This window comes from Paenibacillus sp. 01T424, from assembly GCF_056398745.1.
Window position 1 is genome coordinate 1 of the sequence record NZ_JBFTPZ010000037.1, and the last position, 18942, is coordinate 18942.

General features: G+C 45.3%; 17 protein-coding genes and 1 tRNA gene. 13 read left to right on the forward strand and 5 right to left on the reverse strand.

What is annotated here, in order from left to right; all coding sequences use genetic code 11:
* Nucleotides 1-722, forward strand: a 722-nt coding sequence (locus AC1DPK_RS24415) for a discoidin domain-containing protein (protein ID WP_477511907.1), incomplete at its 5' end; no start/stop codon positions are given.
* Nucleotides 723-972: 250 nt separating this feature from the next.
* Nucleotides 973-1944, forward strand: coding sequence for a class II fructose-bisphosphatase (glpX, locus tag AC1DPK_RS24420; protein WP_477511908.1), 972 nt, complete (start codon nt 973-975; stop codon nt 1942-1944).
* A 1108-nt stretch (nt 1945-3052) separates the two neighbouring features.
* On the opposite strand, the gene AC1DPK_RS24425 is transcribed toward glpX, so the two are convergent.
* Nucleotides 3053-3733 (reverse strand): TIGR00266 family protein, encoded by a 681-nt coding sequence (locus tag AC1DPK_RS24425; protein ID WP_339207825.1) that lies wholly within the window; start codon nt 3731-3733, stop codon nt 3053-3055.
* Between the two features lie 133 nt (nt 3734-3866).
* A complete protein-coding gene (locus tag AC1DPK_RS24430; protein WP_076271639.1) occupies nt 3867-4406 on the reverse strand; it encodes a phosphatidylglycerophosphatase A family protein in 540 nt (179 codons plus the stop codon).
* Nucleotides 4407-4537: 131 nt separating this feature from the next.
* Here AC1DPK_RS24430 and AC1DPK_RS24435 point away from each other — a divergent pair, with 131 nt between their 5' ends.
* From AC1DPK_RS24435 to rdgB, 3 genes are all read left to right on the forward strand, one after another.
* A complete protein-coding gene (locus AC1DPK_RS24435; RefSeq protein WP_477511909.1) occupies nt 4538-5590 on the forward strand; it encodes a GerMN domain-containing protein in 1053 nt (350 codons plus the stop codon).
* A 292-nt stretch (nt 5591-5882) separates the two neighbouring features.
* The gene (rph, locus tag AC1DPK_RS24440) at nt 5883-6620 is read left to right on the forward strand and encodes a ribonuclease PH (protein WP_076271641.1); all 738 of its coding nucleotides are present in this window, start codon (nt 5883-5885) and stop codon (nt 6618-6620) included.
* Between the two features lie 7 nt (nt 6621-6627).
* Nucleotides 6628-7278: an RdgB/HAM1 family non-canonical purine NTP pyrophosphatase gene (gene rdgB / locus AC1DPK_RS24445; protein ID WP_477511910.1), complete on the forward strand. Its 651-nt coding sequence runs from the start codon at nt 6628-6630 to the stop codon at nt 7276-7278.
* A gap of 104 nt (nt 7279-7382) precedes the next feature.
* On the opposite strand, the gene asnB is transcribed toward rdgB, so the two are convergent.
* On the reverse strand, nt 7383-9227 hold the full coding sequence (gene asnB, locus AC1DPK_RS24450; RefSeq protein WP_339209540.1) for an asparagine synthase (glutamine-hydrolyzing): 1845 nt from the start codon (nt 9225-9227) through the stop codon (nt 7383-7385).
* Nucleotides 9228-9368: 141 nt separating this feature from the next.
* Here asnB and AC1DPK_RS24455 point away from each other — a divergent pair, with 141 nt between their 5' ends.
* Both AC1DPK_RS24455 and AC1DPK_RS24460 read left to right on the forward strand, forming a co-directional pair.
* Nucleotides 9369-9701 carry a hypothetical protein gene (locus tag AC1DPK_RS24455; RefSeq protein ID WP_076271644.1) on the forward strand — a complete coding sequence of 111 codons (333 nt, stop codon included), beginning with the start codon at nt 9369-9371 and terminating at the stop codon, nt 9699-9701.
* Nucleotides 9702-9922: 221 nt separating this feature from the next.
* The gene (locus AC1DPK_RS24460) at nt 9923-10531 is read left to right on the forward strand and encodes a P-loop nucleotide/nucleoside kinase family protein (RefSeq protein ID WP_477511911.1); all 609 of its coding nucleotides are present in this window, start codon (nt 9923-9925) and stop codon (nt 10529-10531) included.
* A 71-nt stretch (nt 10532-10602) separates the two neighbouring features.
* Here the strand turns inward: AC1DPK_RS24460 and AC1DPK_RS24465 are convergent, their stop codons facing one another.
* Nucleotides 10603-11496, reverse strand: a complete 894-nt coding sequence (locus tag AC1DPK_RS24465) for a LysR family transcriptional regulator (protein WP_477511912.1) — start codon at nt 11494-11496, stop codon at nt 10603-10605.
* A gap of 115 nt (nt 11497-11611) precedes the next feature.
* On the opposite strand from AC1DPK_RS24465, the gene AC1DPK_RS24470 reads away from it, so the two are divergent.
* On the forward strand, nt 11612-12076 hold the full coding sequence (locus AC1DPK_RS24470; protein WP_477511913.1) for an HPP family protein: 465 nt from the start codon (nt 11612-11614) through the stop codon (nt 12074-12076).
* A gap of 111 nt (nt 12077-12187) precedes the next feature.
* Here the strand turns inward: AC1DPK_RS24470 and AC1DPK_RS24475 are convergent.
* Nucleotides 12188-12264: transfer RNA gene (locus AC1DPK_RS24475), tRNA-Arg, on the reverse strand.
* 239 nt (nt 12265-12503) lie between these two features.
* Between AC1DPK_RS24475 and AC1DPK_RS24480 the strand changes: the two genes are divergently transcribed.
* The 5 genes from AC1DPK_RS24480 (at nt 12504) to ispG (ending at nt 18197) form a co-directional block, all read left to right on the forward strand.
* On the forward strand, nt 12504-13409 hold the full coding sequence (locus tag AC1DPK_RS24480) for a hypothetical protein (protein WP_256711093.1): 906 nt from the start codon (nt 12504-12506) through the stop codon (nt 13407-13409).
* Nucleotides 13410-13497: 88 nt separating this feature from the next.
* On the forward strand, nt 13498-14787 hold the full coding sequence (gene tig / locus AC1DPK_RS24485; protein ID WP_441875719.1) for a trigger factor: 1290 nt from the start codon (nt 13498-13500) through the stop codon (nt 14785-14787).
* A gap of 228 nt (nt 14788-15015) precedes the next feature.
* Nucleotides 15016-15609 (forward strand): ATP-dependent Clp endopeptidase proteolytic subunit ClpP, encoded by a 594-nt coding sequence (gene clpP / locus AC1DPK_RS24490; protein WP_053374767.1) that lies wholly within the window; start codon nt 15016-15018, stop codon nt 15607-15609.
* Nucleotides 15610-15625: 16 nt separating this feature from the next.
* Nucleotides 15626-16882 carry an ATP-dependent protease ATP-binding subunit ClpX gene (gene clpX / locus AC1DPK_RS24495; protein ID WP_076271649.1) on the forward strand — a complete coding sequence of 419 codons (1257 nt, stop codon included), beginning with the start codon at nt 15626-15628 and terminating at the stop codon, nt 16880-16882.
* A gap of 205 nt (nt 16883-17087) precedes the next feature.
* The gene (gene ispG, locus AC1DPK_RS24500; protein ID WP_054027210.1) at nt 17088-18197 is read left to right on the forward strand and encodes a flavodoxin-dependent (E)-4-hydroxy-3-methylbut-2-enyl-diphosphate synthase; all 1110 of its coding nucleotides are present in this window, start codon (nt 17088-17090) and stop codon (nt 18195-18197) included.
* Nucleotides 18198-18942: the final 745 nt, after the last annotated feature.

Genomic DNA, 18942 nt, shown 5'->3' on the forward strand with positions numbered 1-18942 from the left:
ATGGAAATGGAAAAGCCTATAAGCTGCAAGTATCCTCGGCGGCAGCGCCAGGAGAAAGCGACTGGACGGATGTATTCACAGAAGCCGCAGGCAATGGCGGGCTCGACAACATTACATTAAACGGGCAAGAAGCAAGGCATATTCGAATGGTTGGATCTGCTAGGGGCACCATTTACGGTTATTCCCTGTGGGAGTTTGAGGTGTATGGCACATGGGTAAGCGGCGGCGAAGGAGGAGAAAACGGAGGCAATCCGGATCCTGGAACCACTCCGAATCCAGTGCTAGTGAACCTGGCGCTTAACAAGCAAGCTGTTGCATCAAGCTTTAATGCCGTTTTTCCTGCTCATTTGCTAACAGATGGCGATAAGGTTACAAGATGGGAAGCAAAATGGAGTGACAATAATACAGCTCCGTATCATGCAGAATGGTTTTATATTGATTTGGAAAAAGTTTATTCCATTAATAAAATCATTTTGACTTGGGAAGCTGCGTATGGAAAAGTGATTGATATTCAAGTTGCTGCAGCAGGAAGCGATTTATCGGCAGCAAGCACAGATTGGAAGACGGTACATTCCTTGAACAGAGAATTGAGAGCGGAAGACTTTGTTGAAACAATCACCCTTGCAGACAGTGCGGAGGCTAGATATGTTCGTATTTTAGTGACAGAAAAAGGTCTTCCTCCATATGGTCCATCGCTTTATGAAATTGAGATTTATGAATAACTGTTTTATTTAGAGTGATAAAGAGAGCATGCTTTTACAGGGAATCCTGTGAAGTATGCTCTTTTTTCTTTTTGACGAACGATGGTTGCTCTTAAGGTAAACGTTTGTTTATTAATGATGATTTAATGAAGAATGGTAAATATATATTGCGACACATATAAATATATGATACATATTAAATAACGGAAATGACCTCAAAATGCGTTCTAATTATTTATTCCGTCATATGAAAGCAAAGGGAGACTGGATCATGGAGAGAGAATTAGCATTAGAGCTTGTACGCGTAACGGAACTGGCTGCGCTCGCATCGGCGCCTTGGATGGGAAGAGGCGATAAGAATAGCGCTGATGGAGCAGCAACATCTGCGATGCGCTCCATGTTTGATTCAGTGTCCATACGCGGTACTGTCGTTATAGGCGAAGGGGAAATGGATGAAGCGCCGATGTTGTACATTGGGGAGGAAGTAGGAAGCTTGAATGGCCCCGAGGTTGACGTAGCGGTTGATCCGCTGGAAGGTACGGAAATTGTAGCCAAAGGACTTAACAATGCAATGTCCGTGCTTGCAGTGGCAGGGAAAGGTCAGCTCTTGCACGCTCCTGATATGTACATGGAGAAGCTCGCTTTCGGTCCTGCTCTTGTTGGCAAGCTGTCGATAACTGATCCGATGGATGTCACGCTCCGTAAAGCGGCTGACGCATTAAACAAGAAGGTTTCGGATTTAACGGTTATGATTTTGGACAGGACGCGCCATGAAGCGATCGTCAAGGTGCTGCGCCGAGTAGGTGTGCGTATAAAGTTTTTGTCGGATGGTGACGTTGCAGGCGCGATGGCACCTGCATTTCCGGAGGCAGGCATTGATTTGTATGTTGGTTCGGGAGGTGCGCCAGAGGGGGTACTGGCTGCGGCAGCGCTGAAGTGTTTAGGCGGCGAGCTGCAAGCAAGGCTGATGCCGGCGGATAGCAATGAGTACAATCGCTGTGTTCAAATGGGCATTGCAGATCCGTATCGGGTGCTTACGATGGAGGATATGATCGGAACGGGCGATGTTTATTTTGCAGCAACAGGCGTTACGCCAGGCGAGTTTTTGGGCGGAGTACAGTATTTTCCTGACGAGAGGGCAGAAACGCATTCCATCGTAATGCGCGCTAAGACCAAAACGATCCGATTCGTACGTGCTATGCACTATTTGCCGAATAAAACATTTTTAAATAATGATAATTGATTGATCACTGGAGTGGCCGGCCGAAAGGCCGACCACTATTAAAATAACATTCTAATAATACAATGAGCAGCAAGAATATAACTCAGCTGATTAGGAATTAACGGACATCAGATCCGTTATTTGCTTGAAATCCCCGTTTTTAAAGAGCTAACGGACATACAGTCTCTTATTTGGTCTCAAAAGCCATGATTATGCTTCCATTTACATAAATAACGTATCTGATGTCCGTTAGAATTGTATTTGAGCTGTATTCACCATAATAGCGGAACCTATGTCCGTTAGAGCTGAGCGCGTAAGCTTAACCTGCCAAACTTTGTCTAATCTCGTCAACCTAACGACCCCAACGACCCCAACGACCCCAACGACCCCAACGACCCCAACGACCCCATCAACCCTAAGACCCCCCCAGAACCCCCACCTAAAACTAATATTGATTTCGAGCTGGAAACGCTCCTATTAACCTTTATTGCGAAAGCGTTCCTCATAGAGGAATTGACGGACATCAGATCCGTTATTTGCTTGGAATCCCCTATTTTTAAGGATCTAACGGACATACAGTCTCTTATTTGGCTTTAAAAGCCGTGTTTACGCTTCAATCGCCATAAATAACGTATCTGATGTCCGTTAGAATTCAATTTGAGCTGTATTCACCATAATAGCGGAACCTATGTCCGTTAGTGCTGCGAGAGGGCTTAACCAGTCTAACCCCAAGCCCCCAAGCCCTCAAGCCCTCAAGCCCTCAAGCCCTCAAGCCCTCAAGCCCCCAAGCCCCCCCCACCTACAAAATGTCGATGCTGAGCTCGATACGCTCTAGTCACTCATCATTCGATGAGTTAGGTGGCATATTACTGAAAAAACTCCCGTCAATTCGAGTACATCCTCTCCTTAGAGTAGATGTTGTCGAAAAAGCGGGAGTTTTTTTAAATTAACCGATATGAAGTCTGTCACAAATGAGATAAGTAGAAGCTATTCTTGTTAGTTTTTCTATGAGGTGGCTGCTTACTTTTAGTGCTTCATTGTGTGTAAATGCTCTCACATCTGAATGGGACTTCTTCCGTAAAAGTAACTCAAATGCTAAGTAGAAGTGCTAATGTTGACTATGAGTACGTTAGTTGCCGCCTGGTATGAACTTTTTCAACCAAGTTCCAAAGCTGGATGGATTGCGAGTTTGAATCAGCACGACACCTTCACCGCGGAAGCGGCATACGAGACCTTCGCCGCTCGTAATGCTGGATAACCAGCCTTTAGACGCTTTTTCTATCGTATAGTTCATATAGCCCGGCCAAGCAACTAAATGACCGTTATCGATGATGACTTCTTCGCCATGGCTCAAGTTTAGAGCATGGATCGCGCCATATGAGGAGAGAAACACCGTGCCTCGGCCGCTGATTTCTACAATAAAGAAACCTTCGCCCGATAAGAGCCCCTTGCCTAGGTTTTGCATTTTTGTATTGACCTCTATGCCGCTGGTGCCAGCTAAGAAACCATCCTTTTGCACATAAAGCTTATAGGAGCCGTCGAGTTCAATCGCTTCAATATCACCGAGAGAAGGAGGGGCAAGGTGGACTTCACCTTGACCCCGATTTGCTGTCATCTCTTGGAAAAAGAACGTCTCTCCGCTTAACATTCTTCCGAGTCCGCGCATAAACCCGCCGTCTGTTGTCCCTTTAAGATCGATGGTAGGGGACATGGACACCATTGCACCCATTTCGGCTTTTACGCTCTCACCCGGATTGAGCTTCACCTTCAGCATGGCAAAGGCGCCTTTATAAAAAATATCATAGTTCATGTATTAACCTCCTCAAAGGTTTACCTAAGCAATATCTACTTCGCATCCATCGCATCAAGCTCGCGATGTAAAACTACGCTTCGTCTCCATCGCACTAAGCTCGCAATGTAAAACGAAGCCTCTTAAATTCCATTTAGTCAAGCGGAGGCTGTGTCACACCTTCGCGCTCTGCTTGTCTGCGATGAGCCATCCGACTTGCTGCAGATGCAGCGATAGCCCCAACGATATCGTCCAAAAATGTATGGATTTCTCCATCGGTTTTGTCGTTCAGCTTGACCAAAATGCCTGGCTTCAGCTTATCGACATATCCGAAATTCGTAAACCCGATGCTTCCATACACATTGACAATGGACAATGCCAAAATTTCATCGCATCCATAAAGACTCTCGTCATGCTTGATCATATCCTGCAGCGGAGCCATAAGCTTGCCTTCCTCAGCGAGGATATCAAGCTGGATGCCGGTCAAAACGGCATTTTGCACCTCGCGCTTCGATAGGACGGCATCAATATGGACGATACAATCCTCAGGCGTTAAGCCAGGGAAATAGTCTTTTTGCAAAAAATGCACGAGCTCGGCGATAGCCAGCTTTGTTACTCCGCGTTTGAGGAGCCATTCGTCTGTAGCCTCAGCCACTTTGCGGCTGTTGAGGCTATAAGTTTCGGGATTGGACATGTTTTTGTTCCCCCTTAGGATTTTATGGACAAAACTGGTCTAAAAAAGGGAAGGGCTCGTATACATAGTACTACAAATAAGGAGTTGTACAAAGCCGCTAGGCAAAACTTGATTAGGGAGGAAAGGTCAATATGATTCAAAAAAGATGGATTAGGGGTGCTGTACTTTCGGGGGTTCTCGTGCTGCCCATTCTTACTTCGGGTTGTGGTCTGTTTTCCAAGCAGACAAGCCAATCAATCGATCCGCCGCAGATTGAGGTTAAGGAGGGAGTAGAAGGTGCAGAAACTGGACAGGCAATCGGAGTTGGTGAAGAAGCGCAAATGACGGTATACCTTGAAGATCGTAACGGTTATTTGGCTCCAATCTCACTTCAGACCTCACTCGGAGCGAATGAGCAAGCCGCACAAAAAGCGCTGGAAATGATGGTCGAGAATGGGGCGTACGCAAACCAGCTGCCTGAGGATTTCCGCGCAGTTATCCCGCAAGGCACTCAAATTAAATCGTATAAATACGATAAAGAGCAAAAGCTTGCTAAAGTAGAATTTTCTGAGCCGTTCAGTGACTACAATCCACAGGACGAACGTACCATTGTTGAAGCGATCACATGGACTCTGACAGCTATGCCGGGGATTGAAGGAGTAGAAATTTGGTATGAAGGCGCTAAGCTGCCAGAAATGCCACAAGACGGCTTCCCGCTTGACAATACGCTGACACGTTCAGTGGGCATTAATATCGAAGCAGCAGACGGTGTGAACTATGCGCAATCAACGCCTGTAACGCTGTACTTCTCCGCTCAAACGTTAAACGATGAACAATATTATGTGCCAGTTACAAGACTAGTCGCTCGCTCGGAGACTCCGACGAAAGCAGCGCTGGAACAGCTCATTTCGGGTCCGCTTAACAAAAAAGAGTTGACCAGTGTAATCCTTCCGGATGTACAAGTGAAGGATGTTGTACAGGAAGGTGATGTTGTCACTGTAGATTTGCAGGATGAAGCGTATCAGCAAGGTCAGAAGCTTCCGTCCGAAATGCTTCAGGCGCTCGTTCTTTCTATCACTGAAAATACGAAAGCAGCAACGGTTCAAATTAAAGTAAATGGAGAATCTAATTTTACCGACGAAGCGAATAACTCCTATAGCGAGCCTGTAGGCAGACCGCATCACGTCAATGCTATTAAGTCATAAGAGATAACACCGTAATGTACAAAGAGGCCGATCAAAAGTGAACGCTTTTGAAAAGCCTCTTTTGTGCATTTATTAGCATGTATTCGGTCTGAACGGTTTATTTTAAACAGAAGCAAGCATGCAAAAAACTTCCACCAAACAACTAAACTTGTACATTCATGATCGCTTCACTTTTCTTTTTCACGGGCAGCGGATGCAATTCACAGGTTACTTTGTTAAAATAGGAAAGATTGCAGGATGGGATACTTTTGTTTTCTAATCGAAAAACGCTAGCACTCAGGAGGAAATTAGAATGAGAAACGATGGTCGGCAACCGAACCAGCTTCGGCCGGTAACCATAACGACAGGTGTCAATAAATACGCAGAAGGATCGGTTCTCATCGAGGTTGGAGAGACGAAGGTCATTTGTACAGCGAGCGTGGAGGATAGAGTACCTCCATTTATGAAAGGGCAAGGCAAAGGCTGGATTACAGCTGAATATGCAATGCTGCCTCGCGCAACACATACACGCAATATTCGTGAAGCGGCTAAGGGGAAGCTGACAGGTCGGACGATGGAAATTCAGCGCCTCATTGGTCGTGCTTTGCGTTCGGTCATTGATTTACAAGCACTAGGTGAGCGGACTATTACGCTTGATTGCGATGTCATTCAAGCCGATGGCGGTACTCGTACGACATCGATTACGGGTGCGTTTATCGCGCTTTCCATTGCAATTAACAAAATTTCCGAGAAGGTTCAATTTGCAAAATATCCGATTACAGATTTTTTGGCGTCGGTAAGTGTAGGCGTCATCCAAGAGAGAGCGCTGCTTGATCTGAACTACGAGGAAGATTCCAAAGCTAAGGTTGATATGAACGTTGTTATGACGGGCAGCGGCAAGTTTGTTGAGGTGCAAGGAACTGGCGAGGAAGCACCATTTTCGCGCGATGAGCTTAACCAATTGCTGCAACTTGGAGAAGAGGGTATTCACGAGTTGATCAGCAAGCAAAAGGATGTTCTCGGTCCTTTGGCGGCGCGAATCGGAGGTTAACATTCTGATGAAACATTCCATATTAAATCATGCTGTTATTGTTGTAGCTACAAAAAATGCAGGTAAAGTGAAGGAATTTGCGCATGCGCTTCAGAAGCTTGATAAATCGGTAGAAAGCTTGCTGGATTATCCGCAAATTCCAGATATCGTGGAAGATGGCGATACGTTTGCCGCCAATGCTCGCATCAAAGCTAAGACGACGGGAGACATTCTTGGCGTTCCTGTGCTGGCTGATGATTCAGGCTTGCGCGTTGCAGCGCTGAATGGCGATCCAGGTGTCTATTCCGCTCGTTATGCAGGTGAGAATGCGACTGACGGTGAAAACAATGCCAAGCTCATTCAGGAGCTTCATCAACTAGCTGATCATGCAGAACGAGAAGAATTGCAAGACGGGTCCAAAATACTGAGCAAAGCGCAGTTCGTATGCGCGTTAGCGCTGTATGATCCTGCGACCGGTTTGTTTCTGGAATCGGAGGGAACAGTGGATGGCGTCATCACGGATAATCCTCACGGCAATGGAGGCTTCGGTTATGATCCGCTGTTTTGGCTTCCTAGCTTGAATCGCGGGATGGCCGAGTTGTCTAAGGAAGAGAAGCAGCAGATCAGCCATCGCGGTGATGCATTAAGAAAGCTCCTTCCGTTGCTTAAGCAAGCATAATAAGTGAAAAAGCAACCCTATCCAAGAGCAGCTGAATGCAGCGGCTTTTAGCGGATGGGGTTGCTTTTTTTTGTGATGAGAACAAAAACATTGTCCTTGTCAGCTTATGATATGACGACTTTATATTCCTTCAGCCATAAATTCACCTGATATAAATAAGCGAATAGCTGCGGACCGGACATCAATTGACCAAACCAAGGGGTATTCGAGCTTGCGGATTCCGACTCGGTTAGCGCTCTAACCTTTTCTACATTAATTAATGGAAGGAGCGGAGAGCTGGAATCGTTCAGTACATCTAATAAAAGTCCTTTGACTGCGGCCAAATAGTTCGGATTATGCGTTTTAGGGTAGGGGCTTTTTTTACGAGTCAATACGTCTTCAGGCAATACACCGCGCAGCGCCTTGCGCAATATTCCTTTTTCGCGATCGCCGGATGTTTTGATCTCCCATGGGATATTCCAAACATATTCAACTAACCGATGATCACAGAAAGGGACACGAACCTCAAGGCCTGCTGCCATGCTCATTCGATCCTTGCGGTCTAGAAGCGTTGGCATGAAGCGGGTAATGTTCAAATACGACATTTGACGCATCTTCCGCAGCTGCTCAGATTCGCCATCTAGATGAGGAACCTCTGCTATCGCTTGGGAATAACGATCCCCAATGTAGTCAAGCGGTTTAATCCAAGCGGCAACGTCAGGTGCGAGCAGATCAGCGCGCATAACTGAAGCAAGCGACCAAGGGAAGGTATTGGCATTTAAAGCCTCTTCGCGATGAAACCAAGGATAGCCGCCAAAAATTTCATCGGCAGCTTCGCCTGATATTGCTACGGTTGCATCTTTTTTTATTTCATGGCAAAAGAGCAGCAACGAAGCATCAACATCGGCCATGCCCGGAAGATCGCGAGCAAAGGTGGCTGCTTTTAATGCGCCAACCAAATCAGGTGTATCAAACTGTATAGGATGATGAATTGTGCCCAGATGCGTCGTCATTCTCTCGATCCATGGCGCATCACTATTAGGCTGGAAGGCATGTGCCTTAAAATGTTTATCGTTGTCCGCATAATCAACAGAATACGTGTGGACATTCCCTTGCCCGTTCTCATTGTAATAATTGACAGCGAGTGTAGTTAGCGCACTGGAATCAAGGCCGCCAGACAGCAGGGTACATACAGGAACGTCCGAAACGAGCTGCCGCTCAACGGTATCTTTTAGCAGCGCTCCTACTTGTTCAGCTGTTTCTTCTATATTTTGCCCATGGGGGCTGCTCTCAAGCTGCCAGTACGTAATCGTCTTCACGCCCGCGTGATTGACGGTCATACACTTGCCAGGTCTAAGCTCATTGATTTGCTTATATACACCATGGCCTGGAGTGCGTGCTGGTCCTAAAATAAAAATCTCAGCAAGCCCTTCCGCTCCAACCTCCGGCTTCACGGCAGGGTGTGCCAATATACATTTTTGTTCGGAGCCAAAAATAAACAAACCGTCCTGTGTGCTATAGAACAGCGGTTTGACGCCAAGCCGATCACGCGCTAGAAATAGTTCTTGCTCTAATACGTTCCATATGGCAAAAGCAAATATTCCATTAAAACGCTCTACGCATGACTTGCCCCATTCCATAAAAGCGACCAGCAGCACTTCTGTATCGCAATTTGTCGTAAAGATTCTGCCCCTGCTTTCAAGCTCCTTGCGAAGTTCTGGTGCATTGTACAATTCCCCGTTATAGACAACGACATATTTGTCGTCGCCGGTATGGCGAATCATTGGCTGTGCCCCGTTCTCCGGATCAATGACGGATAAACGTCGATGGCCTAAAGCGCAATGAGCTGATATCCACGTACCGGAAGCGTCGGGACCGCGCGGTGCAAGGGTGTCTGTCATCTTCTCTAAGCTTTCACTTTGCTTAGTCAGATCACGGTTCCAGTCGATCCAGCCGGTAATTCCACACATTGATCTCATTCCTCTCTTTTGCTGGTCTCAAAGTAGCGATAATATCAGTTATATGCAGAATAAGGGATAAAATGTCTGTCCGACGGGGGATGCTAGAAGTGGCTGTGAAAAGTAATAAACGCAGGAAGGAGTGTGCGATTGATGGCAGAGCAAGAAGCAGGCAGTGAAGAACGCAAGCATTATTTCGTTTCTGTTCAGGCGGGACAAATATTAGAGGATCCACAGGCAGCTGCGTATGAGCTTGAGATTATAATGAACGAAAATGAGCATACGAAGCTTAGAGAGCTGTTTGATGAGCTGTCCAGCATGGATGAAGCGGAGATGTTTCATTTCTCGCACAGTCCGTTTGGCTCAGCAAGCGACGGCGAAATCAATGCTGGCTACGATCAGTTGATTGAGCGTATTTACAGGCAATTGTATGAGTTTGGAACGGACACGACGAAGCAGCATATCGAATCCATGCAGTTTTTTTAATAAGCAGATAAGCAAGCATAAACAGGGTGTTGCAGAAGCTGAATAGCAGCGGCAACATCCTGTTTTTTTATAAAACAATAAATAAATATAAGATGATTGATACTATAAAAATGAATATGAGTGTTTTTTCCAAATTATATCGCTGCTTTTACGTAATCATTTCTATTATATTGCTGCAAAAAATGATATACTTCTACAAAAAATAGTGGAGGGTTTTCGTTTTGCAAAAGTTAGTTTTTTTTGTCGGAGTAGCGGGGACGGGCAAAACAACGGTAGCTAGAAAGTTGTCTGCTCGCATTCCAGCTGCTTTTCTTGACCGGGATACGATAGGCGGTCGTTTTGTTGAGGCTATATTGGAGTTAAACGGCCTGGATAAAAGAGATCGGGATTCTGATTATTACAAAAAGCATTTGCGTGATTTGGAATATGATACGGCGAAGGACGTATGTATCGAAAATTTGGCTGCTGGTCAAAACGTATTTATGATTTCACCTTTTACGGCAGAACTGAAAAACAAACAGTGGATCGAAGAGGTTGTTGAAGCAGCAGGCCTCACGATGAGCGAGGTAGTCGTTAAAGTGGTTGTTGTCACGCTGCTGGATATGGAGCTGCAAAAAAATCGGATCATTGGGCGTCAAACAGAGCGCGATCAGTGGAAACTGGACAACTGGGGCGACTTTGAGAAGCGGATTGAATTTGTTCCGCAAATCAACTGGGATATTCCTAACTCCTCCATCCTCGTGTTTGATAATAGCGGAGAGCTAACGGAAGAGAAGGCCGAGCAATTATTCCAATTTGTTAATGAACAGCAGGCAACATTATCCGTTTAATATAATYAGAAAAGGCGGCTTCATTTAGGAAATTGCCCTATGAAGCCGCCTTTTTATTTGTGATTTTGGGATTAAACGGTTTTCAAAAATGATTTCAATTGCTGGATAAWGGCTTGTGCCRCAGCTTTAGGCTCACGTGCTTTATGTGTAATAATGCCATGCGTCAATAGGAGCTCTTGGTTCAAGGGCAATGACAGCAGCGTACCTGCGGCTACCTCATTAGCTACATTTGATTCTGGTACGAATGAGATACCCATTCCGCAAGCAACCGTCTGCTTAATGAGCTCAACACTGGAGAAAGACAAATGATCGGCAAGCTCAACATCGACTTCTCTCAGCATATCGCGTCCATAAGTGTGGTAGATACACTGATCCCCGAAGCTAATGAAGGCGTTGTCGTGCAACGCTTGCCATCCAAGCTGCGCGAAGCGCTCTTCCAGCGCAGGAGCACAGATCAGCAAGAGCTTCTCTTCTATTAAAGGTGCAAATAGAAGGTCGTCACGTTCCGGAGGCTTGGGGACAATGCCAAGGTCAGCGCGATGATTTAAGACTTGTGCGGTAATATCATGCTGCAGACCAGGCGTTAAATGCAGCTTGATCTTGGTATATTGCTGGAGAAAGCCGGTTAAAAAAAGCGGCAGATGAGAGATGGCAAACGACTCTAGAGCTCCAATTCGAACGATACCAGACGGCATGCCAGACTCCGAGAACGCATCCTGAAGCGAATGTCCAAGCTGGATAAATTGATACGCATAGGGAGCTAGCAGCAAGCCTGCTTCTGTTGGCTCTACACCGCGCGGCAAACGGTGAAATAGCTTTTTGCCGCTTGCTGTTTCCAAATGTCGAATATGTGAGGTTACCGTCGATTGAACGTAACCGAGACGATCAGCGGCACCGCTGAAGCTTTTCTCCTCCAGCACAGCAGTAAATGTAACAAAAAAACGTCCTTCCCAAGACTCCAGCATGTTATCTCCCCTTAGGTATCGGAATTTGAAATGGGTTCCATTGTAAATATTCAATTCTCGAATGATTCCTCTTATGATAGCATGATGTCATAATAAGAGAAACGGGGAATGAAAAATGCTGAGAAATAAAAATTGGAAGCCGCTGGCGGCAGCGGTTGTTGGCACCGTTGTTATCGCATTGCTGCTGACCATGGGCGATTTAATGTCGATTACGCTGATGATGGCTCCGTTTGGGGCCAGCTGTGTTATCGTATTTGTTTTGCCAGATAGTCCGCTTGCCAAAGCCAGAAATGTTGTTGGAGGCCATTTGATCAGCACTGGAGCTGGTCTTGTGATGCTGCATCTCTTCGGTGATTCAACATGGATCATTGCACTATCTGTTGGATTGTCCATCCTTCTGATGCAGCTTACAAGAACCGTTCATCCACCCGCAGGTGCTGATCCGCTTGTTGTCATGCTAAGCCATGCCGGGTGGTCCTATCTGTTTACTCCGGTCCTATTCGGAGCGGTGCTGATCGCGCTTGCCGCTTATGGTTATAGGAAATTATTGGCGACCAAGTTAGCAGCTTTGAAGTCATAGAAATAAAAAAAGGGCTGATCCAGTTGGTAAATACCGGAATCAGCCTCTTTTAAATAGATCAATATATAATAAAAAAACCACCTGAGTAGGCGGCGTTAATGGATATTAATATGGCGTCCCGGAAGAGATTCGAACTCCCGACCGACGCCTTAGAAGGGCGTTGCTCTATCCAGCTGAGCTACCGGGACACAAGAAATAATATAGCACACATCATTAAAATATTGCAAGCACTTTTTTGAATTTATATTCTTTTTATTATAAAATAAGATTTATGAGTTGTCGGAATACTACATTTGTTTTTTCTTTTGATTGTACATGGTATAATCGTACGCAAGATTGTCCGAATGAACAAAAGGCACGACCATAAGGCGGTGTTATCATTACAACTCCCAATGACACACAAGGCGACAACAAGGATAACGTTTACTTGTTCCCTAGCATGCTGGACCATTATCAGGTACAGTTAACCCGTATGCTGGAAGCGGAACAATACGGGGAGGCCAAGGAGTTGCTGCGCTTTTTGCTGCAATGCCAGGGCGAGGATGCTCGCCATTATGAAGAGTGGGACAGCTTACTTACGTGGCTTGACATGGCTTTTCCTGGAGAAGGAAATGATGGAGAAGATTCGGGATTCCTATCGGCCAAGCGAGAGAAGGAAGAGGACGAGGCGACTATGCGCGAGCAGCTACTTAATCCTCCTGATCAAGATGAAGCTTATGTGAACCAAGTGCTCTACATCATGCAAAATCATCCGATGATCGATCAGCAAATTCTTGCTCTTGAACGTGCTGCTTATATTCAGACTCCAGAAGTGGATGATTCCATTAAAAATTGGCTGGTAACCCAGCAGGTTCACCCTGTCGTTCAGTTTAAGGCACTGCAATGCTTGCGCAAGCGGGGTGCTGCCGGTTTACTGACACTGGAGAGACTTGGTGAAACCGTAGAGCTTGATTTGGAAGCGACGCCTCTTTCTATGGATGAATTCCCTTCGCCAATTATTAGGATATTGGAGCGGACAGAGCAGGTTGCCGAGGTCGATGATCCCACATTGCCGCATTTTGCTAGAGAGCTTTGGAAGGAAAGTTTACAGTTTTTGTATGGTACGGCTGCTTATCATTGGATGTTGAGAGAAGACGAGGATACAGTCGATTATTTTGCAGCTGCGCTGCATTTGACGCTGCTTCTTACCGTTTACGGCTCGGCAAACGATGACGATATTCGTGATACATACGGCATTACCGAAGGTTTAAGGTTCCGTTATGAGCAAGCATGCAAGGCGCTTAGACAGGTTGCCGTTTTGCAGCAATCGGGAGAAGATGAGCCAGAGTCTTGATAATCTGGGCTAGCTTGTTTATAATAGAATGGTTTATGAAACGTGATAACTACTGATGCATGAGCATTTTCGGAGGGGAAGGCATAAAATGAAAGCAACTTGGGAAAAAATAGACAAGAACATCGTGTCGATCGACGTGGAGGTAGGGGCGGAGAAAGTCACTGTTGCTCTTGATCAAGCATTTAAGAAAGTCGTTCAAAAAGTAAACGTACCTGGATTCCGTAAAGGTAAAGTGCCTCGCGGCATGTTCGAATCCCGTTTCGGTATTGAGAGCCTGTACCAGGATGCAATTGACATTCTGTTGCCAGATGCTTATTCCGATGCGATCAAAGAAACTAATCTTGAGCCGGTTGACCGTCCTGAGATTGAAGTTGAGCAATTCGCAAAAGGCGAAACATTCAAATTCAAAGCAAAAGTTATCGTTAAGCCAGAAGTTACACTTGGCGAATACAAAGGCTTGGAAGTTGAATCCGTTGTTTCTGAAGTTACAGAAGAGGAAATCGCAGCTGAACTTGAGCGTTTGCAACAGCGTCATGCTGAGCTTACTGTTGTTGAAGAAGGCGCAGCGGCTAACGGCGACATCACAGTTATCGATTTCGACGGTTATGTAGACGGCGAAGCGTTTGAAGGCGGAGCAAGCGAGCGTTATTCACTAGAGCTTGGTTCGAATTCCTTTATTCCAGGTTTCGAAGAGCAAGTGGTTGGCATGCAAATCGGAGATTTCAAGGACATTGAAGTTAATTTCCCTGAGAGCTACCATGCAGAGCACCTCGCAGGCAAACCAGCTGTGTTCAAAGTGAAGCTTCACGAAATCAAACGCAAAAGCTTGCCAACGCTAGACGATGAGTTTGCAAAAGACGTAAGCGAGTTCGATACGCTTGAAGAGTACAAGCAGGATCTCGTTAGCAAACTTAAAGAGCGCAAAGATCAAGAAGGCGAACAAGCTCGCGAAACAGCAGTTGTTGACAAAGCTACGGCAGCAGCAGATGTTGAAATTCCAGAGCCAATGATCGTGACTGAAACGGATTACATGATCAAAGATTTCGAAAACCGTCTTAAAATGCAAGGCATGAACATGGACCTATACTTCCAATTCTCCGGTCAAAACGAATCTGTTCTTCGCGATCAAATGCGCGCAGATGCTGAGAAACGCGTTCGCAACAACCTTGTGCTTGATGCAATTGCTAAAGCAGAAAACATCGTTGCAAACGACGAAGATTTGAACGAAGAGCTTGAGAAGCTGTCCAAATCATACAACCGTCCTTCTGCTGAGCTTCGCGACATTTTTGAGAAAAACGGAAATCTTAGCAACTTGCAGGAAGATATTGCACTTCGCAAAACAATTAAGTTCTTGCTTGAAAACAGCAAAGCTGTTTAATAGCCACATACGAATAATTGAATAAATGCTTCACTCAGGATAAGGCACGTCGTTGATACGTGCCTTATTTTGACCCTACATATGGAAATGTGCTTGTTTTGGAGGCTAAACTCCGTACATATCGAACGGCCGGCGTCGTATAATGTATTAGTGGAAAAATGACATGAATACGATGACGTGTTACAATAAGTAAGTAACCAAAGTCATAAACGAAAAGAGGTTGGTCGCATGAATCTAGTACCGATCGTAGTCGAACAAACGAATCGCGGGGAACGTTCTTACGATATTTACTCCCGTTTGCTGAAGGACCGTATCATTTTCCTTGGGAGCGCAATCGATGATGATGTTGCAAACTCCATCATTGCACAGCTGCTGTTTCTGGCGGCCGACGACCCAGAGAAAGACATTCATCTATACATTAACTCTCCCGGCGGCTCCGTGACTGCGGGAATGGGTATTTTTGATACGATGCAATATATTAAGCCTGAGGTGTCCACGATTTGTATGGGCATGGCAGCAAGCATGGGTTCGCTGCTTCTTACAGCGGGAGCGAAGGGCAAGCGTTTTGCGCTTCCTAACGCTGAGGTTATGATCCATCAACCACTTGGCGGCGTACGCGGTCAAGCATCTGATATCAAAATCCATGCTGATTGGATTTTGAAAACGAAACAAAAGCTAAACCAAATTTACGTAGACCGCACCGGACAGCCTTATGAAAAAATCGACCGAGATACCGACCGTGACAACTTCATGAGCGCGGAAGAGGCTCTTGCCTACGGTTTGATTGACAAGGTGATTACTGCACCGGTATCGACGATTTAATCGAAGGGGTGATTACATGTTTAAATTCAACGACGAAAAAGGCCAGTTGAAATGTTCTTTCTGCGGCAAATCGCAGGATCAAGTACGTAAATTGGTTGCCGGTCCTGGCGTCTATATATGCGATGAGTGCATTGAGCTTTGTACCGAAATTGTTGAGGAAGAACTCGGCAATGAGGAAGAGCTTGATCTTAAGGATATTCCGAAACCGAAAGATATCCGGGCTATTCTGGATTCTTATGTCATCGGTCAAGAGTTTGCGAAAAAATCGTTGTCTGTAGCGGTTTATAACCATTACAAACGGATTAATTCCGGAAGCAAAATCGAAGACGTAGAATTGCAAAAGAGTAACATTTTGCTGCTAGGTCCTACGGGCTCAGGTAAAACGCTGCTAGCTCAAACGATGGCTAAAATTTTGAATGTTCCATTTGCAATTGCAGATGCAACTTCGCTAACAGAAGCAGGTTATGTGGGCGAAGACGTTGAGAACATTTTGCTTAAGCTCATTCAAGCTGCAGATTATGATGTGGAAAAAGCGGAACGCGGCATTATTTATATCGATGAGATCGATAAAGTAGCTCGCAAATCGGAAAACCCATCCATTACGCGCGATGTTTCTGGTGAAGGTGTTCAGCAAGCATTGCTCAAAATATTGGAAGGTACAGTTGCATCCGTTCCTCCGCAAGGTGGGCGCAAGCATCCGCATCAAGAATTCATTCAAATCGATACAACGAATATTTTGTTCATTTGCGGCGGCGCATTCGATGGCCTCGAATCATTGATCAAACGTCGTATCGGTAAGAAAGTTATCGGCTTTAGCTCTACAGGCGAATTGCAGAAGGATCTTAAAGCTGGTGAATACCTCACGATGGTATTGCCAGAGGATCTGCTCAAATTCGGTTTGATTCCGGAGTTTGTAGGCCGTCTGCCTATCATTTCAACGCTTGAGCCGCTTGATGAGCCTGCACTCGTTCGGATTTTATCCGAGCCGAAGAACGCGCTTGTGAAGCAATATCAGAAGCTGCTTGAAATGGACAATGTGAAGCTTGATTTCGAACCGGCTGCACTTGATGCTATTGCGAAAGAGGCAATTAAGCGCAACACCGGAGCTCGTGGCTTGCGTGCGATTATTGAAAGCATTATGCTGGAAGTTATGTACGAGGTACCATCACGCGATGATCTAAGTACATGCCTAATCACTGAGCAAACCGTTCAAGAAAAAATCATGCCTGAGCTTACCGCTAAGAAAAGCAAGAAGAAAGAAGAGAGTGCGTAAGCCAGCACTCCAATATAAGAAGCTATAAGTCTAGGCTTATAACTTAACTTATATATGACCGCGAAACGAGCTGTTTCCGCTACATTGTAATGGAATGGGAGCAGCCGTTTACGCTTGACTACCGTCATTGTTTCCACCCAGCCGCGCGGTTTCTAAAACCGCCAGTCAAAGGGTGGACTTTGCCGTTCATGGGAGAGATAAGCTTATGTACTTACGTCAAGATACGGTACCGGTTAAAGTCGGCAATCTAACGATTGGCGGCAGTAACGAAGTGATTATTCAAAGTATGTGTACGACGAAGACTGCTGATGTCGAAGCTACTGTTGCGGAAATACTAGGACTTGAAGAAGCTGGCTGCCAGCTTGTCCGGGTTACTGTCAACAACAAGGAAGCGGCGGAAGCGATTAAGGAAATCAAGAAACGCATTCATATTCCGCTAGTTGCGGATATTCATTTTGATTATCGCTTGGCACTGCTAGCTATCGAGAACGGCATCGACAAAGTGCGGATTAATCCGGGCAACATCGGTCGCCGCGAACGCATCGAAGCGGTTGTTAAGGCTTGTAAGGAAAAAGGCATCCCGATCCGGATTGGCGTCAACGCTGGTTCATTAGAAAACCATTTGCTAGAAAAGTACGGTTACCCGACGCCGGAAGCAATGGTAGAGAGCGCGTTGTTCCATATCGGTATTTTGGAGGAGCTCGATTTCCACGATATTATCGTATCTCTTAAAGCATCGGATGTTCCAATGGCCATTGCTGCTTACTCGATGGCGGCAAAAGTCATTAAGTATCCGCTCCACCTAGGCATTACAGAAGCTGGAACGCTGCACACAGGCACGATTAAGAGCTCCGCTGGTATTGGTGCTTTGCTCGCGCTTGGCATTGGCAACACGCTGCGTATCAGCCTTAGCGCTGACACGGTAGAGGAAGTCAAGGTTGCTCGTGAGCTTCTTAAAACCTTTGGTCTAATTACAAATGCTGCAACACTCGTTTCCTGCCCTACTTGCGGTCGTCTAGATATCGATCTGTTTTCGATTGCAAATGAGGTAGAAGATTATATTTCAAAAATTAAAGTGCCAATCAAGGTTTCTGTGCTTGGTTGTGCGGTCAATGGTCCAGGCGAGGCTCGTGAAGCGGATATCGGTATCGCTGGCGCTAGAGGCGAGGGCATGCTTTTCCGTTATGGGGAGCTCATTCGCAAGGTGCCAGAAGCTGAATTGCTGTCTGAGCTAAAGAAGGAAATTGACGAAATCGTACGCGTTTTTGAAGCGACGGGCGAAATACCTGGCCGCAAGCATCATACACCTGCATAATCATTTATGAAAAGGTTTATTTACGTCATTTGCAGACGTGAGTAAGCCTTTTTTTTGTTGATAAAAAGGAGGGAAGTTTTGTTTAACGCTTCCTATGATGAATGTGATGTTAGGCTTATATTGTACTTTATACTTTTCGTGATAATAGGATATTCCTCTAAGTGACGAGCTTCGCTAAAGTAATTTCCCCTTTCCCAACCCGAGGTTTCGAAATAAAGAGAATTGCTTGTGAAAAATAACAGCATTAACGGTTATTACCACATCGTAGAGGCAATACTATTTTATACGCATGTTTATTAAGGTTAGCTATGTACATTGAAATCAACGAAGCAGGTCTAAGTTCTTCTCTTAAGCCTTCTTGTAGTTGCATGATTAGCTAGAAAGGTATGAAAATGAAGCAAGATAATTAATTATTATTTCCATTTAAGGATTATATTCCTGCGGAAATGATCGTCACTATTCAAATGGCTACAGCCGTTTACGCTTGAAATATTAGAATGAAAATAGCTGATCATTTTCATAAGAATCTTATATTTCTACGCGAAACGAGCCTACACTATTTCATCGGCTACAGCCGTTTACGCTTGAAATATAAGGATGAAAATAGATGATTATTTTCATAAGAATCTTATATTTCTACGTGAAACGAAGTTTACACTATTTCATCGGCTACAGCCGTTTACGCTTGAAATATAAGAATGAAAATAGATGATTATTTTCATAAAAAGCTTATATTTCTACGCGA